Origin of the sequence: Paenibacillus canaveralius (assembly GCF_047238265.1) — a bacterium.
GTDB lineage: Bacteria > Bacillota > Bacilli > Paenibacillales > NBRC-103111 > Paenibacillus_F.
This window is the reverse complement of the sequence record NZ_JBDFMM010000001.1, coordinates 4,798,988-4,814,864: the sequence shown is the minus strand read 5'-3', so window position 1 is coordinate 4,814,864 and position 15,877 is coordinate 4,798,988. Positions and strand designations below refer to the sequence as shown.

The following is a 15,877-nucleotide window of genomic DNA, read 5'->3' as shown; positions in this document are numbered from 1 at the left end:
CTTTTTGCTAATCGGAATAACTACCGGCAAACGGCAGCACAGACCGGCCGGAAAAGGAAAAAGCGGACTGCAGGCGAATCAGGCGGGAAGCAGCCGTATCGCGTTACCCTGTAAATTCAAACGATACGGCGGCCATAGGGGTCCCGTTCACGAGAATGCGGACCTCATGTTGTCCGGCGTAATAGGTGCGGGTAGTAAGAAGCTTGAACGAGTGCCGTTTGACGAGGGGGCGGGTCCCCGGTCCAAACGGTTTCTCGGTCAGCTTGAAGCGTTTCGGCGCAAGCGTCCCGTTTTTCTTCCGGTACCCGATTTCATAATCCACCCGCAGGGCCTGTACGTCTTCCGATTCGTTCACAAGCCGGAAAGAAAATTCAAGATTTTCTCCCGCCGCTATGCTTCCGGTTTTCACGTCCAGACCATGAACCGAGACGCTTCGGATCTCTTCGTAACCGAACAGGGAGAGCGCGCGGGAATCGCCTTTTCTTAGCAATGAACGGCACCCGTGCTTCACGATCCAGTTGGTGGCCGCGGTTTTACCGTACCATCCCTTGGCAAGCTCCAGCACGAGCTCGGGGTGGTCCTTGGATATGTCGTTGAGGTTGTTCGCCACGCTCTTTCTGACGTATTCCGACGGGTCTTCCTTTAGAGTTTCAAGGATCGGAAGAATCGGACGGGGATCTTTCCGCAGAGCCGGCAGATTGGAAGCCCACGGAAGACGGGGTCTGCAGCCTTCGCTGGCCAGACGCCGGATATGCTCGTTCTCATGGCGCGCCCACTGCTTCATATGTTCCAGGGTACGCCCGAGTTCTTGCAGAAGAAAAGGACGGACGGCATATTCGGAGCTGGAGTACGGAGTGAACAACTGCAAAAACTGCATAGACAACTCGTATGAACCGAGGCCGTTAAGCTCTATGAAGTCGGGGAAGAACAAATACTCCACTCCCCGGCACTGTGGCGCGACTGCGGCCAAAACTTCCAACGCTTCGGGATAAGAGGAAGGCAGCGTCTCCGTAAGCGAACGGGTAATATGCCGCATCCGCTGTTTGAATGCCTCCTGATCCCAGTTGTCGTCATAAATGGAGGAACGGAAACGTTCCCCGTCAAATGCGGGATACTTCTCATTAACGTAGTGAATAAAACGTTCGAAAAAAGTCGGACTATATAAATCTTTAAGCAGCTCCATGACTTGCCCCTTTCCTGAATCAGCGGTTGTAAACAACTTATCATGGAATGGTGACAAGGATTGTCAACGTTTGTGAGGTATACTGGAAGCAGTTCCGGAAGCAATTATTAAAGCAGTGCCTGAAATCAAATCGACGGCAAGGAGCCCCTGACATTGTCCAAATCCCGAAGACAGATTGAACTGATGATTACGCTCAATACGAAGCGGAGGTTTACGGCAGGCGAACTGGCACAGGAGTTCGGTGTTTCCAAAAGAACTATCCTCCGGGACTTGCAGGAACTGGCTGAAGCCGGTCTTCCCTTATATTCCGAGCCGGGGGCGGCCGGAGGATATCAGATGCTGAGAGAGAAGACACTGCCGCCTATTTTATTTTCGGAAAATGAAGCGGTCGCGATGTTTTTCGCTTACCAGTCGCTGCGCGACTATCCCGACCTGCCTTTTCAGCCGGAGTCGATCTCCGCGCTTAAAAAGTTTTACCACTATCTCCCGGAGGAAACCCGACAGCGGATTAACGGGCTCCAAACGCGTTTTACGTTCTGGACCCCGCAGCGCCATGTGGAAGCTCCCCATCTGGCCGGTTTGCTGGAGCAGGCGCTTGAACAGCGGATCATCCGGATCGGATATGACGCGAATACGAATGTCGTCTCTAGAAAAATCCAGCCCATCGGCATCTATGCGACGAACGGGTTATGGTACTGCCCGGCCTACTGCTTCGAACGCTCCGCGGTCCGTGTGTTCCGCGTGGACCGGATTACCTCCATCGAGCCGGTGGAGGATCAGAGCGGCAGACGGAACTATGACAAGTTTACCGTTCAGGATTATTTGGAGGTATCCGATGAAGAGGGGGCCTCGCCTCTGCACGTGAAGCTGGATAAGGAAGGTGTCCGGCGGTGCAGGACGGAAACCTGGATGGCCGAAGGGCTGACCGTTTACGGGGACGGCACCGGGACGATCAGCCGGATGATCCGGCCGGACTTCATTCCCTGGGCAGCCCGCTTTTTTGTGAGCTTCGGCAGGGAAGCGCGCGTGGAGCAGCCGGCGGCTCTGGTAGCCGCCATCCGGGAGCTCATTGCGGAACTAAGCGTGCAGTACCCCGGTCCCGTCTGATGGCGGCCGCACGTCGCAGGCCGTCGGCAGCGGAACGCGGCAGCCGTTTTCGCTGCGTCTGCATTCGGCGCCATCGCGAGGGCTATGCAGGAGCTGAACGGCAGTCTCGCGAGCCTGGAGCGCTCGTGCAGGCAGATGCTGTCCGACGTGGCGCATGAGCTGAAAACGCTTCTTATGATTAATTAGAAGACAACGGAAGCGGAGTAGCGCCCGAAGATCTTCGGCACATTTTTAACCGGTTCTATACCATGCCGACCATTCCAGAACCCGTCCGAGCGGCGACTCGGGTCTCGGTCTTGCTATCGCCCGCAGAATGTTCCGCTGCACGGAGGAAGCATCCGGGTGCGGGTGAGCTCGGTCTGGGCACCGTCTTCACCGTTCTTCTTCCCATGTAAAAATCGTCCGTTTCTCTTGTGAAAAGAGGGCGGCGATTTTTCGTTTTTGGGGGAATAAACAGCCTGCGCCGTAAGCCGGAGGATGTCCGAGCCCTGGCTCAAGACGTGAAGTCTTAACTGTCTGCCGGATAGCCTCTTTTAAAACCTTGACGGGTCTCCGCGCCTATCAAGGTTTTTTCGCAGATTCATTTTTTGCCCGTAAGGCTATTATAAAGAGAGATAGGTACACAAGGGCCAATAAAAGTCAGTGCCGCAGAGGAGAAAAATATGATCCGTTTCGAGAACGTCTCTAAACGTTACGCGGACGATACGGTAGCCGTAAACGATCTGAATCTGGAAATCAGCGAAGGGGAATTTTTCGTCTTTATCGGGCCCAGCGGGTGCGGAAAAACGACGACGCTGAAAATGATCAACCGGCTTATCCCGCTGTCCGGGGGAACGCTGTGGATCAACGGGCGCAAAGTGAGCGAGTACGACATCCACGAGCTGCGCTGGAATATCGGCTATGTGCTCCAGCAGATCGCGCTCTTTCCGCATATGACGATCGAAGAGAACATTGCCGTCGTGCCGGAAATGCGCAAATGGGACCGCGCGAAAATACGGGCGCGTGTGGACGAACTGCTCGATATGGTGGGACTCGAGCCGAAGACCTACCGATCCCGCAAGCCGCAGGAGCTGTCCGGCGGACAGCAGCAGCGGGTAGGGGTTGTCCGCGCTCTGGCTGCGGACCCGCAGATCGTGCTGATGGACGAACCGTTCAGCGCGCTCGATCCGCTCAGCCGGGAGAAGCTGCAGAACGAGCTTCTGGAGCTTCAGCAGCGGATCAAGAAGACCATCGTGTTCGTCACGCACGATATGCAGGAAGCGATGAAGCTGGGGGACCGGATCTGCCTCATGAACGAAGGCGGAATCGTCCAGCTGGACACCCCGCAGGGGTTTCTACAAAATCCCGCCAGCGAGTTCGTGGAACAGTTCGTCGGCGGGCAGAAGCCGCTCTTCGGCGGACGGCTGACGCTGGAAGACGTGCTGCTGGAAATCGGCCCGTCCGATTTCCCTCCACGTCCCGCGGCCATCGCCAAGGCGGAAGTGCCGCTGGAAGCGGCCCTGCAGCTGCTTGCCGATGAAGAAGTGCTCGCCGTCGAGAAGGCGGGCGTGATCGTGGGCTCCGTCTCGCGGCAAGCCTTGCTTAAGTTCATGGCCGGGCGGCTGAAGGAGGGGGCGCGGACATGAATACGCTGGCCGAAGTTTTCCGCGAGAGGCAGTCCCAGCTTCTCGGCGCCGTGGCGGACCATATTCTGTTGTCCGTCATCGCCTTGTTCTTCGCCGTTCTCATTTCGGTCCCGCTCGGCATTTACCTGACCCGGAAGACACGCGGAGCGGAAGGCATTATCGGCATCGCGGCCGTCCTGCAGACGATTCCGTCGCTGGCGCTGCTCGGCATGCTCATTCCGCTGTTCGGGATCGGGCGGCTGCCGGCGGTCATCGCGCTCGTCATCTACGCGCTGCTTCCCATTCTGCGCAACACGTACACGGGGATCAAAGAGGTCGACGCCTCGCTGATCGAAGCGTCCAGAGCGATGGGCATGAATAGCCGCAGGCGTCTGTTCAAGGTGGAACTGCCGCTCGCGCTGCCCGTCATTCTGGCCGGCATCCGCACGGCCACCGTGCTTATCATCAGTACGGCGACGCTGGCCGCTCTCATCGGAGCGGGCGGTCTCGGCGATCTCATCCTGCTCGGTATCGACCGCAACGATTCCGCGCTCATCATTCTAGGCGCGGTTCCGGCGGCGCTGCTCGCGATCTTGTTCGACCTGCTGCTGAGGGCGTTCGAGCGGATGTCTTTCCGTCGCTTCGTGCCTGCAGCCGGGGCGGCCGTCCTGGTTGTGCTTCTGCTTCTGCTTGTCCCGTACTTTACGGGCGGCAAGGACAAAAATCTCGTGATCGCGGGCAAGCTCGGTTCCGAACCGGAAATTCTGATCCAGATGTACAAGCAGCTCATCGAGCAGGACACGGATTTGAAGGTCGAGCTTAAGCCGGGCTTAGGGAAAACGTCGTTCGTTTTCAACGCGCTGAAGGCCGGCGAAATCGACATTTATCCCGAGTTTACGGGTACCGCCATCTCCGAGTTTCTGAAGGAGACGCCGGTCAGCACCGACCGCACGCAGGTGTACGAACAGGCGAAAACCGGCATGCTGAACAAATTCGGCATGGAGATGCTGACGCCGATGGCGTACAACAACACCTATGCGCTGGCGGTGCCCGCGCAGCTTGCCGGAGAGCGGGGGCTGAAGACCATTTCCGATCTGAAAAACGTGCGGCAGACGATTAAGCCCGGCTTTACGCTGGAATTTTCCGACCGCGAAGACGGGTATAGAGGCATCCAGAAGCTGTACGGTCTCCAGTTTGCGGACGTCAAAAAGATGGAGCCGAAAATCCGCTATCAGGCCGTACAGTCCGGCGATATTAATCTTGTGGACGCCTACTCCACCGACAGTGAACTGAAGCAGTATAATTTGACGATGCTGGAGGACGACAAGCATTTGTTCCCGCCGTATCAGGGCGCGCCCGTGCTGCTCGCAAAGACGCTGGAAGAGCATCCGGGGACTGCGGGAAATCCTGAACAAGCTGGGCGGCAAGATTACCGACGACGAGATGCGTGAAATGAACTATAAGGTAAACGTTCAGGGAGTTTCGGCCGAACAGACCGCAAAGGATTATTTGATGCAGGCGGGACTGCTGCGGAAATAAGCGGAGGACTGCCGAGTCGAAGCCGCTTTCCGCCTGCCTTCCCGCTGTCTGTAGGAACGTCCCTCCATACCTAAAAAAACCTGCCGGAGCTGAAGCTTCGGCAGGTTTTTGTTATATCACATAAATGATAAGAGTTGTTACTAAGTCCGGTCAGCTTCTCACCAGCTTCAAAAATTCACGCATAAAACCCGGCAGGTCCGGCCAGGCATGCCCCGAGACGAGGTTTCCGTCCACGTGCAGCGTTTCTTCCGTATAGGTCGCTCCAAGGCTTTCCACGTCGTACCGGCAGGCTGTGTAAGCGGTCAGAGTGCGTCCTTCGAAGTATTTGTTGGTTTTCAGCGCGGCAAGCACGAGAGCGGCATGACAGATAGCGCCGACAGGTTTGCCTTCCTCGAAAAAGTGCCCCACGATGCGGGGGATGTCGGGATCGAGCCGGATATATTCGGGCGCACGGCCGCCGGGAATGATCAGGGCGTCGAATTCGGCCGGATTTACGTCGGCGAACGAAACGTGGGATTCGAGAAGGTATCCGGGCTTCTCCGTATAGGTGTCCCAGCCTTCGAAGTCGTGAATGACGGTTTTAAGCACTTTTTGCTTGGGAGACGCGAGAACCGCTTCATAGCCTTCCTCCAGCACGCGGTAGTATGGGTAGTACACTTCTAAAGCCTCGACTGCATCGCCTGTAATGATCAGGATCTTCTTGGACATTCGATCACTCCTACAAGGATTTTAGGCTTGGATCACCTATATCCATATTTTGCATCGGGGGCAACTATATGTAAAGAGGATGGACTTCGGTTTTTGCGGGAGCGGGGGTGGAAAACGCCGTAATACCGTTAAGCAGAACTTCGGGCAGACATGTTACACTGTACCTGATAAGTCTTGTGAGAAAGGGGAGCTTTAACGTGAACAGTCACAAACAGGCCAAAATAGCGGTAGTAGGAAGCATCAATATGGATTTGGTCGTGACGGCCGAGCGTGCCCCCGTTCCAGGTGAAACCGTAATGGGCCGCGAGTTTCGGACGATTCCGGGCGGAAAAGGGGCCAATCAGGCGGTGGCCGCAGCGAGACTTGGCGCGCAGGTGTCGATGATCGGCTGTGTGGGCGGCGACACGTTCGGCGCCCAGATGCTTGAAGGCTTGCGCCGGGAAGGCATCGATACCGCCTTCGTCAGTACGGCGGAGGAGACTTCATCGGGCGTCGCGCTGATCCAGGTGCAGGGCGGCGGAGACAACAGCATTGTCGTTGTGCCCGGAGCCAATGCCGCTCTGACCCCTGAGCGTGTATCGCAGGCCGAAGAAGCGATCCGCCGTGCGGACGTTCTGCTCGTCCAGCTGGAGATTCCGCCGGAAGCCGTCCGCAGAGCGGTAGAAATCGCGCGCCTTCACGGCGTGAAAGTCATTCTCAATCCGGCGCCCGCCACGGAGCTTCCGCTCTCTCTTCTGCGGCAGATCGATCTCATCACGCCTAACGAGACGGAAGCGCTTATTCTGACCGGCGGTACTGCCGATGACTCGGGACAGGACGGGACGTCCGTCTTTGACAGCATGAGGCGGCTTAAAGAGATGACGGACGGGGCGGACATCGTCGTAACGTACGGCGGGAAGGGCGTGCTCTACGACTTGCACGGGAAGCAGGGGGCACATCCGGCCTACCGGGTGGATGTGGCCGATACGACCGCTGCGGGCGACTCGTTCAACGCGGGACTGGCTGTCCGGTGGAGCGAGGGGGCACCGCTGGAGGAAGCGGTCCGGTTCGCCTCGAAGGTGGGGGCTCTGACGGTGACGCGGTTCGGCGCGCAGACCTCTCTTCCCGCCCGAGACGAAGTCGAGGCGTTCGAGGCGCCGTTCCGGGACGGCACGGACTGATACGTTGCGGGCCTTGTCCGTGTGGCCCGGCTGACGCGAAGCGGGCCTTGTGCCGTCAATCCCGTGCTGACACGGGCGCGTCCCGTGCCGGACAGTGCATTCTTGGCGGGGCGGCTCGCCGTGCGGGGACGGCTCACCCGGCGGGATGGTCCTGCCTGACGGTCGCCCTGCCGCATCGAGACGGCCCTGCCGAACCGCACGCGTATGCCAAGATTCCCGCCCGAAAGGACGAACTCTACCATGAAGCACGAATATGCCGACCGCATCGGCAAAGTAAAGGCCTACATCGAGGAAAACAGCTCGCGCAAGCTCGATCTGGACACGCTGGCGGGCGTATCGAACTTTTCCAAATATCATTTTTCCCGTATTTTTGCCGCCGTGACAGGCGTTACTCCGGCGGCTTACGTGACCCGAAAGCGGCTGGAGAACGCCGTCCGGCTTCTGGAAGATACCGACAGGACGGTACTGGATATCGCAAATTCCTGCGGGTTCGAATCGTTATCGACATTTAACGGTGTTTTTAAAAGGCAGTACGGAAAGTCTCCGAGCGAACTCCGCAAAGAGTTACACAACCGCAATTTTTCGTTAGGAGACCGCAAGATGCGGGAAGAATCCTCTTCCTCCGGAGCGTATGATGAAAGTGCCGGTAACGTAAATCACTTTCTGAGGAGGATTTGGAGTATGAATGTCACGCTAAAGGAACTGCCGGATTTGGAAGCAGCCTTCGTTCGCCATACGGGAAGCTATCTGGAAACGGGCCGGGCCTGGGAGAAGCTCGGGAGCTGGGCCGCCCGGAACGGCATCACCCCGGAGCGCCAGCAATTCATCGGGATTTCACTGGACGACCCGTCTCTCGTGGGCGAATTTTCCTGCCGCTACGACGCCTGCGTCACGCTGCCGCCCGGTTTCGACCGGGAAGGCCACACCGAGGTGAGCTTCAAAACGCTGGAGGGCGGTCTGTACGGCCGGTACGCTTTTTACGATACCGTGGACAAGCTGGCCCTCGCTTACGCAAACTTGTACGGTAACTGGCTGCCGGGAAGCGGGTACGAAGCGGACGACAGGTACGGTCTGGAGTTCTGCATGAACGACCCGCTCCGGGACCCGGAAGGCAAAGCGAAGGTGGATCTGTATATTCCCGTTCGGCCCAAAGACTGACTTATTCCGCTGCGAGAAGGTGCAACATTTGAACATTGAAGCTGTTTTTGCACAAGTTCCTGTTCTGGAGTCATCCGGGATCGTGCTGAAAAAAATCGGAGAAGACAACCTCGACGAGGTGTTCGACATATACGACAACGAGGAAGTATTCCGGTATTGCGGCATTATCCCCAAGCATAACAAAGAGACGGTCCGCTCGATGATCGGCCACTTCGACAGAGATTTCGGCAAAAAATCGAGAATCAAGTGGGGGATCTTCCGGAAAGAGGACGGCAGGATGACGGGAATCGCCGAGGCTTTCGATTTCAACCGGAAAGTCGATATGGTGACGATCGGCTATTTCCTGGCCGAAGATTACTGGGGCATGGGAATTGCCTCCGAAGCCGTCCGGACTTTGACTTCCTATCTGTTCGAGACAGCGGAGGTAAACCGGATTCAGGCCGAGGTGATGCCGGCGAACGAAGCTTCCAAGAAGGTGCTTCTCAAGAACGGCTTCCGCAAAGAAGGAACGCTCCGTCAGGCCGCATTGTGGTCGGGCAAAGGAATCGTGGACCTGGAAATCTACGGGATGCTAAAAGAAGATTACTACCACGCACCGGATAAACCGGATAAGTAGAGGCCATTCCGGCATGTCAGGCACATTCGCTCAGGCGGATGTGCCTCTTTAATATTTTTAACTTTTTATTTTATGAGGTAAAATAAACCTGACACGACTTTTTAACAAACGGCAGGGAGCGTTCGGCGCAAATCTGCCGGTCTTCAAAGGAGAGAGAAATGAAGGGAAAAGTAAAGTTTCTGATCGGCTGTTTGGTTGTGCTGACGGCAGTTGCCGTTGCGAGCCCCGGGATGGCTCTGAATATCGTCATTTTCCTCCTGTCTTTCGCGGCCGCGGGCGGAGCCGCCCTTTTTGTCCACGAGCTGGGTCATGTTCTGGGAGCGTTTATTACGCGGAGGAAAGTAATCAAATTCAGTCTGGGGCCGGTAACCCTGTCCGTTCCGCAGAAAAAATTGTTTTTTTCGTGGAAAAACTTCTATTACGTCGGGAATGTACTTGTAGATGTGGCCGATTTCCGGGACGAGGCTTCCTACGAAAGAAATAATAAGAAGCAGTCGGTCATTTTTATTCTGGGACCTGTGATGAGCCTGGCGACGGGCATTCTGGCCTTGACGCTGCTTAAAAGCAGCTTTGACTACCTCGTGGTGACGCTGTTCGGCATTTTATCGCTGGCGATGGGGCTGGGAACGCTGATCTTCTCGGACGGCAGGCTCGCCAAAACGATTTCCGATCCGTACGAATCGCTCTATTATTACTGGAATATTTTATTCACGATCCCGAACGTTAAAGAAGAAAGCCTCAAATTTCTGCTGCTGAAGTCGGAAACGTATTTGTTCGATAAATATATCGGCAACAAGAAAGGGATTACGGAAAAGTTTACGGATCTGTTTGTGCTCTATTACGCGAAATATTTCAGTCAGGTAATCGGCAGGGACCGGATCAACGCGATAGATTTTATGCCGTTTCTTATGGATGCCCTCAGCAGTGAAACCGGGAGCAGACACAACAAAATGATTATTTCCCACATCTTGTGCGAAGAAGCGATGGGCTGGAGTATGGCGGGCAGGCAGGAAGAAGCGGAGTCTCTGTACGCGTTTGTCCAGGAACACGGCGTTACGGAGCCGATCACTAGGCTTAAAGTCGAATCGGTTCTGAAACGGTCCGTGGAGCTGGGCCGTGAATATGCCGCACAGCGGAGAGCGCTCGCCCAGAATAACGTGTTTGATTATTACGAGGAAAAATGGTTAAAGGAACGGGGTCTTCCCGGGTTCAAATAGGCTGTATAAAGCTTGTGACAGAGGCTGCCCGCAAGGGCGGTCTTTTTGTATTCCGATGTTTACACTTTCCTTATTTTTCGACATGTTTTTTATTGGGCTGAGTGGGTAAAAATAAAAATAGTCTTTTTTTAACCTGAACTGGGATAGGGGGAAATCAAACATGGCACTGACACCCGAGCAGCGGATCACCCTTCATGGCTTTAATAATCTTACAAAGTCATTGAGTTTTAATATGTACGATATTTGCTACACCCGTACCCGGGAAGAGCGGCAGGCGTATCTCGAATATATCGACGAGCAGTATAACGCGGAGAGGCTGACGAAGATTTTAAATACCGTCTCCGACATCATCGGCGCCCATGTTCTGAATGTCGCCAAGCAGGACTACGAGCCGCAGGGCTCCAGCGTTACGATGCTCGTATCGGAAGGGCCGGTCGATACGGCGTCCACGGAATCTTTCGAGGAATCCCCGGGGCCTCTGCCGGAGGTTGTCGTCGCTCATCTCGACAAAAGCCATATCACGGTCCATACGTATCCGGAATACCACCCTGACGAGGGCATTTCCACGTTCCGGGCCGATATCGACGTCTCCACCTGCGGCGAAATTTCCCCGCTGAAGGCGCTCAACTACTTGATCCATTCGTTCGATACGGATATCTTTACGATGGATTACCGGGTCCGCGGCTTTACGCGGGACATTCATGGGCATAAATTATTTATCGACCATGAAATCAGCTCCATTCAGAATTACATTCCCCAGTCCGTCAAGGATAAGTACCATATGATCGACGTGAACGTGTATCAGGAAAATATTTTCCACACGAAATGTAAACTGCGTGAATTCGATTTGAACAACTATTTGTTCGGGTATACGAAGGACAAGCTGACAGCCGAAGAGCAGGAAGAAATTACGGAAAGCCTGACGCTGGAAATGGACGAAATTTTTTACGGCAAAAATATTTATTCGGCGACGATTGAAGAGGAAGACCGGAAAGATTGAGACAGGCGGAAGGGGAAAAGAGGCACAAAAAACAGGCACGGAAAACAGTCGTTCCGTGCCTCTTTTGTGTGAAAGCGGGAGGCGGGAGCCGGTCTTCTTCTTCTCGCGCTTGCTTCCGCGCTGCTAAGCATACGGCCTTCCTGCTGTAAAGGAAGGCCCGGCGCGGTTTGCGTACCCGGTGAGAACAGGGTGCGTTGTCTCCCGTGTTTAGCCAGGACCGGTCCGCTGCGGGCCGAGAGCGGCCGCCGCGGACCGCAGCGGCAATAACGCCAAAAGGCCGTCCCTTGCGGGACAGCCTTTTGGCGTTCAATCTGAAGCGGGGCAGCGTTACTTGTCCCGCGAAGGAGGCGTACATACGCCGTCGGCGCAGGCTCCGTCAGCCGGACCGTCTTCCGCACCGTTCAAAATCGTAAGAGGCTTGGATTCGCCGTATGCTTTCTCCAGAGACTGCACGAAAACTTCAAGAGGCTGGGCGCCCGAAATGCCGTACTTGCGGTCGATCACGAAGAACGGAACGCCGGTAATGCCCAGCTCTGCGCCCTCCTGCTCGTCGGCACGCACTTCGCTTGCATAGGCGTCACCCGCAAGAATCCGTTCGGCCTCGGCTTTATCCAAGCCGATTTCTTCGGCAAGAGAAGCCAGCACGGCATGATCGCCGAGATGGAGGGAATCGGTGAAATAAGCCTTCAGCAGCCGCTCGGTCATCTCGTGCATTTTGCCGTGTGTGCCTGCGAAATGAGCCAGACGGTGCGCGTCGAACGTGTTGGTCAGGACTATCGTATCCATACGATAGTCGAGCCCGACGGATTCCGCCTGCGCGACCACGTTGGCATTCATCGTTTTGGCCTGCTCCACGCTCATGCCGTATTTCCGGGAAAGCATTTCATGGACGCCGTGGCCGATATCCCGGGGAGAATTCGGGTCCAGCTCGAAACTGCGGTACACGATCTCAAGCTCGTCCTTGCGCGGAAATTGTTCAAGCGCCTGCTCGAACCGGCGTTTGCCGATATAACAGAACGGACAGGCGAAGTCGGACCAAATCTCAATTTTCATCTTAATAAACCTCCACATTTCTATTTCGGGCCGTTTGTTAGAAGCAAACAGAAAGTTTTTTCATGTTATCTTGTAATCATTATAGTTACAGTTTCTCCGGAAAGCAAGGCTGCTTTGGAAAAGCCGGCATACCAGGTTCTATGCGGCAATAAAATTTCCGCCGCCAAATTCCTAGAGAAACAGGCGGAATAGACAGAAAAAAACGGTCGAGTCGGGATGTACCGATGCATCGGCGCTTGACAACGAGTAACTGTTACCAATAAAATAACAGTCAGGCGCCGGAAAGCCTCCTGAACTAGTCGGCTTTTACAGGCGTCAGAACATAGGCTGGAGAAGTCGACGGGCAGAGTTACGCCGCAAGACGTTTTATATCTCCGGACAAATTGGAGCAAGCTAATTGTGTACGTGTGAACGGATATAGAGGAGGAAGAAACCAGATGAACAGCAAGTATAAAGCTATGTTTGAACCTTTTACGTTCCCGAGCGGTGTGGAACTGGATAACCGGATCGTGCTGGCTCCGATGACGAACTATTCGTCTAACGAGGACGGAACCGTCTCGGATGCGGAAATCGCGTACTATGAACGCCGTTCCAATGGAGCGGGTCTCGTAATTACCGCTTGTACGTACGTGACGCCTAACGGCAAAGGGTTCCCTGGGGAGTTCGCCGGAGACCGTGATGAAATGATTCCGAGCCTTGCCCGCCTAGCCTTGGCAATCAAGGGGCAGGGAGCCAAAGCCATTCTGCAGATCTTCCATGGCGGCCGCAGCTGCCCGCCGGAACTGGTGCCGAACGGTGAAACCGTCAGCGCAAGCGCAGTAGCGGAGGAGAAAGCGGGAAGCGTCGTGCCCAGAGCGCTGACGGATGCCGAAATCGAAGACATTATCCGCGGCTTCGGCGAAACGACCCGCCGTGCCATCGAAGCGGGGTATGATGGTGTGGAGATCCACGGAGCGAACGGGTATCTCATTCAGCAGTTCTTCTCCCCGCATTCCAACCGCCGCGATGACCGGTGGGGCGGAGACGTGAACAAGCGGATGACTTTCCCCCTTGCGATCGTGGACGAAGTGCAGCGTGTCGTGGCGGAGCATGCGAAGCAGCCGTTTGCCGTCGGCTACCGCTTCTCGCCGGAAGAGCCGGAGACACCCGGAATCACCATGGACGATTCCGTTCAGCTCGTAAATACGCTGGCCGACAAAGGACTGGACTATATCCACGTCTCCCTGATGGATTTCTGGTCGGCTCCGAGAACGCAGGACGATAATCGTCCGCGGATCGAGATTATTCTCGAGACCGTCGGCGGCAGAACGCCCGTAATGGGAGTAGGCTCCATTCATACGGCCGACGACGCCCTGAAGGCGCTGGAAACCGGCGTGCCTCTGATTGCCCTGGGCCGCGAGCTGATCGTGGAACCGGACTGGGTCGGTAAAGTCGCGGACGGACGTGAATCCGAAATCAAGACGACCTTGACCCGGAACGATCAGGAGCGTCTGGTCATTCCCGACCCGCTGTGGAACGCGATCATAAATACACCGGGCTGGTTCCCGGTCGTCTAAACCGCGTCCGCACCTGCTTCTCGGCGACAACGGCGGGCAAGCTGCCGCATCGCGGCAGCGGGGCAGGTAAGCTGAAAGCCGAATGGCGTTAGCCTAATGTCACGTTGTGCGGACCGTGCCTGTTACCACCGTCATGTGAAGCCGGGCATCACGCGCCGGAAGCTTCGCGTTAGAAGGAAGAAGAAAGAAGAAGCCCGTGTATAATGCGGGCTTCTTCTTTTTGAATCATGTTGACGGAATGACAAACGAGTCCGCACCTCGCAGCCCGCACTGGATTCAGCCGCCGTAATTCCGGACTTCACGGTATAAAAGAGAAAAGAAAGACGCCCCGCAACCCGTAAGGGTTGTGGAGCGTCACTTGTCCCGGAGAAGCTGCTGCGATTGAATTCCCTGTCAGTTCGAAGCCGGAGCCGGAGCGGGTCCCGTTTTTTCCGAGTTCAAGCCCTTGTCCAAGACGGATTTCGCTTTGTCGATTTCGTCCTGCGTCAACGGCTTTCCGACGGCAAAGCTTTTGATGATTTTTTCGAGCGAGGCCGTGTCGAAATCTTCCTGTGCGTACAGCTCTACGGTGAAGCCATTATCTTCCCAGAGTACAATCCCGTTCGCAAAATAGACTTTCTTCCCGGCGATAACCTCCGTTTTAACCTCGCCAGTTGTCTCAATGCCGTTCTCGCCTCCCTTAGAGATCAGGAAGTTAACGGTTTTTTCGCCTTGGCTGTACTGCACTTCTACCATGGTTTTAGCTTGAATAACCGTGTTGGAGTATTCAAATCCGGCTGTCCAGGCAGGCACAGGGAAATTCATGCCTGTTGCGGCACGGGCTTCCTGCACAGTCAGCTTCGGCTGCTCCGGAAGCTTGATCTCTCCGGATTCGGCGGCTTTATCCTGCCGGGCCGGTACGTTAGTTTCAGGAGCCGGCCGTTCCTTGTCGGTTTGGACAATTTTCATATTGCCCACTTGGAAACGTGCAAGGATGGATTCGAACATCCCCTGTGCGTACGAGGTGGTCGAAAGAGCGCCTCCAATGATAATTACAGCAGCCGCCGTCGCGGCAGCGGTTTTCCATTTTTTATTCAACATAGCGATCGCATCCTTTTTCGTGTTTTCGGGTTGAATGGTTCCCGTCTCCATTTTGTTTGCCACACGCTTGAAAATACGTTCTTTGGTCAAGGGATCGACCTCCATGTTTTCAAGCAGATCAACGACTTTTTCATATGCTTCCGGATTCTGTTTTTCACTCATTCCTGAACCTACCCGCCTCCAAAATTTTTTGCAGCTTTTTTAAACTTCTGAAGACTACGACGCCGATATTGGACTCGCTAACCCCCATCAATTCGGCGATTTCCGAATTTTTCAGACCGGCCGCGAACTTCATTGCGATGATATTGCGTTCCTTGTCACGCAGTTTTTCCAGCGCTTTAAACAGGGCCTGATGTTCATCGCCCCGGATAGCGAGCTCTTCGGGTGACGGCTTAGGCAGGATGTGGCCGGTAATGGAATCCAGTGAGAAATGGAATCTTTTTTTCCGGGCGCGAAAGTAATCGGTCACCGCGTTTCTTACAATCGCGAACAGCCACACATCAAATTTGGCTTTTTCTTCCGAAAAGCTGTTGTACTTGGAAATGACCGTCTCAAAAACCTTACTGCAAATATCTTCCGTCTCGTAAGAATTGTGAATCCGGTAGTAGATGTACTTGTAAACGCGGTCGATGTACATTTCATACAGCTCTGAAAATTGTTCGGAGGTTAAAATAGTTTCACGCGTTGTCTCATCTTGATTGCGGTAAATTTCCCTATTTATTGAAACGCTCTCCAACTCCTTTCCTCCTTTCTTTCTTCGGGTAAGTATTCTGGTCGAGGAAATTTACGTATGTTAATACGCGGATAAGGGAAAAGCATTAACAAAACGGTTTGAAAATTGTTGATACCAGCATAGAACAAGGACCCGCGGCAGAAAAGCAAATCAATGAAAAAAG

Annotated in this window: 15 protein-coding genes; 10 read left to right on the top strand and 5 right to left on the bottom strand. The window is 54.9% G+C overall.

What is annotated here, in order from left to right; all coding sequences use genetic code 11:
- Positions 1-103 precede the first annotated feature (103 nt).
- Positions 104-1,183, bottom strand: coding sequence for a DNA alkylation repair protein (locus tag ABC395_RS21865; RefSeq protein ID WP_413005952.1), 1,080 nt, complete (start codon positions 1,181-1,183; stop codon positions 104-106).
- A 153-nt stretch (positions 1,184-1,336) separates the two neighbouring features.
- On the opposite strand from ABC395_RS21865, the gene ABC395_RS21860 reads away from it, so the two are divergent.
- From ABC395_RS21860 to ABC395_RS21845, 4 genes are all read left to right on the top strand, one after another.
- Positions 1,337-2,290, top strand: coding sequence for a helix-turn-helix transcriptional regulator (locus ABC395_RS21860; RefSeq protein ID WP_413005951.1), 954 nt, complete (start codon positions 1,337-1,339; stop codon positions 2,288-2,290).
- 662 nt (positions 2,291-2,952) lie between these two features.
- On the top strand, positions 2,953-3,915 hold the full coding sequence (locus ABC395_RS21855) for an ABC transporter ATP-binding protein (RefSeq protein WP_413005950.1): 963 nt from the start codon (positions 2,953-2,955) through the stop codon (positions 3,913-3,915).
- Positions 3,912-5,345, top strand: a complete 1,434-nt coding sequence (gene opuFB, locus ABC395_RS21850) for an osmoprotectant update ABC transporter permease/substrate-binding subunit OpuFB (RefSeq protein ID WP_413005949.1) — start codon at positions 3,912-3,914, stop codon at positions 5,343-5,345. Before ABC395_RS21855 ends, opuFB begins: the two co-directional genes overlap by 4 nt.
- Positions 5,338-5,433: a hypothetical protein gene (locus ABC395_RS21845; protein WP_413005948.1), complete on the top strand. Its 96-nt coding sequence runs from the start codon at positions 5,338-5,340 to the stop codon at positions 5,431-5,433. Before opuFB ends, ABC395_RS21845 begins: the two co-directional genes overlap by 8 nt.
- Before the next feature lie 150 nt (positions 5,434-5,583).
- Here ABC395_RS21845 and ABC395_RS21840 read toward each other — a convergent pair whose 3' ends face one another.
- Positions 5,584-6,141: a DJ-1/PfpI family protein gene (locus ABC395_RS21840; RefSeq protein ID WP_413005947.1), complete on the bottom strand. Its 558-nt coding sequence runs from the start codon at positions 6,139-6,141 to the stop codon at positions 5,584-5,586.
- A gap of 197 nt (positions 6,142-6,338) precedes the next feature.
- On the opposite strand from ABC395_RS21840, the gene rbsK reads away from it, so the two are divergent.
- The 5 genes from rbsK to speD all read left to right on the top strand — a co-directional run bounded on the left by rbsK (position 6,339) and on the right by speD (position 11,292).
- Entirely contained in the window at positions 6,339-7,301 is a 963-nt protein-coding gene (gene rbsK, locus ABC395_RS21835; protein WP_413005946.1) for a ribokinase, read from the top strand.
- Positions 7,302-7,541: 240 nt separating this feature from the next.
- Positions 7,542-8,459, top strand: a complete 918-nt coding sequence (locus ABC395_RS21830) for an AraC family transcriptional regulator (RefSeq protein WP_413005945.1) — start codon at positions 7,542-7,544, stop codon at positions 8,457-8,459.
- Positions 8,460-8,487: 28 nt separating this feature from the next.
- Entirely contained in the window at positions 8,488-9,075 is a 588-nt protein-coding gene (locus ABC395_RS21825; RefSeq protein WP_413005944.1) for a GNAT family N-acetyltransferase, read from the top strand.
- A 158-nt stretch (positions 9,076-9,233) separates the two neighbouring features.
- Positions 9,234-10,292, top strand: a complete 1,059-nt coding sequence (locus tag ABC395_RS21820; protein ID WP_413005943.1) for a site-2 protease family protein — start codon at positions 9,234-9,236, stop codon at positions 10,290-10,292.
- A gap of 160 nt (positions 10,293-10,452) precedes the next feature.
- A complete protein-coding gene (gene speD / locus ABC395_RS21815) occupies positions 10,453-11,292 on the top strand; it encodes an adenosylmethionine decarboxylase (protein WP_413005942.1) in 840 nt (279 codons plus the stop codon).
- A 327-nt stretch (positions 11,293-11,619) separates the two neighbouring features.
- Here speD and ABC395_RS21810 read toward each other — a convergent pair whose 3' ends face one another.
- A complete protein-coding gene (locus tag ABC395_RS21810; protein ID WP_413005941.1) occupies positions 11,620-12,345 on the bottom strand; it encodes a DsbA family oxidoreductase in 726 nt (241 codons plus the stop codon).
- Positions 12,346-12,782: 437 nt separating this feature from the next.
- Between ABC395_RS21810 and ABC395_RS21805 the strand changes: the two genes are divergently transcribed.
- Positions 12,783-13,901, top strand: a complete 1,119-nt coding sequence (locus ABC395_RS21805) for an NADH-dependent flavin oxidoreductase (protein WP_413005940.1) — start codon at positions 12,783-12,785, stop codon at positions 13,899-13,901.
- A gap of 393 nt (positions 13,902-14,294) precedes the next feature.
- On the opposite strand, the gene ABC395_RS21800 is transcribed toward ABC395_RS21805, so the two are convergent.
- Positions 14,295-15,143, bottom strand: coding sequence for a hypothetical protein (locus ABC395_RS21800; protein ID WP_413005939.1), 849 nt, complete (start codon positions 15,141-15,143; stop codon positions 14,295-14,297).
- Entirely contained in the window at positions 15,136-15,717 is a 582-nt protein-coding gene (locus tag ABC395_RS21795) for a sigma-70 family RNA polymerase sigma factor (RefSeq protein ID WP_413005938.1), read from the bottom strand. Before ABC395_RS21795 ends, ABC395_RS21800 begins: the two co-directional genes overlap by 8 nt.
- Positions 15,718-15,877: the final 160 nt, after the last annotated feature.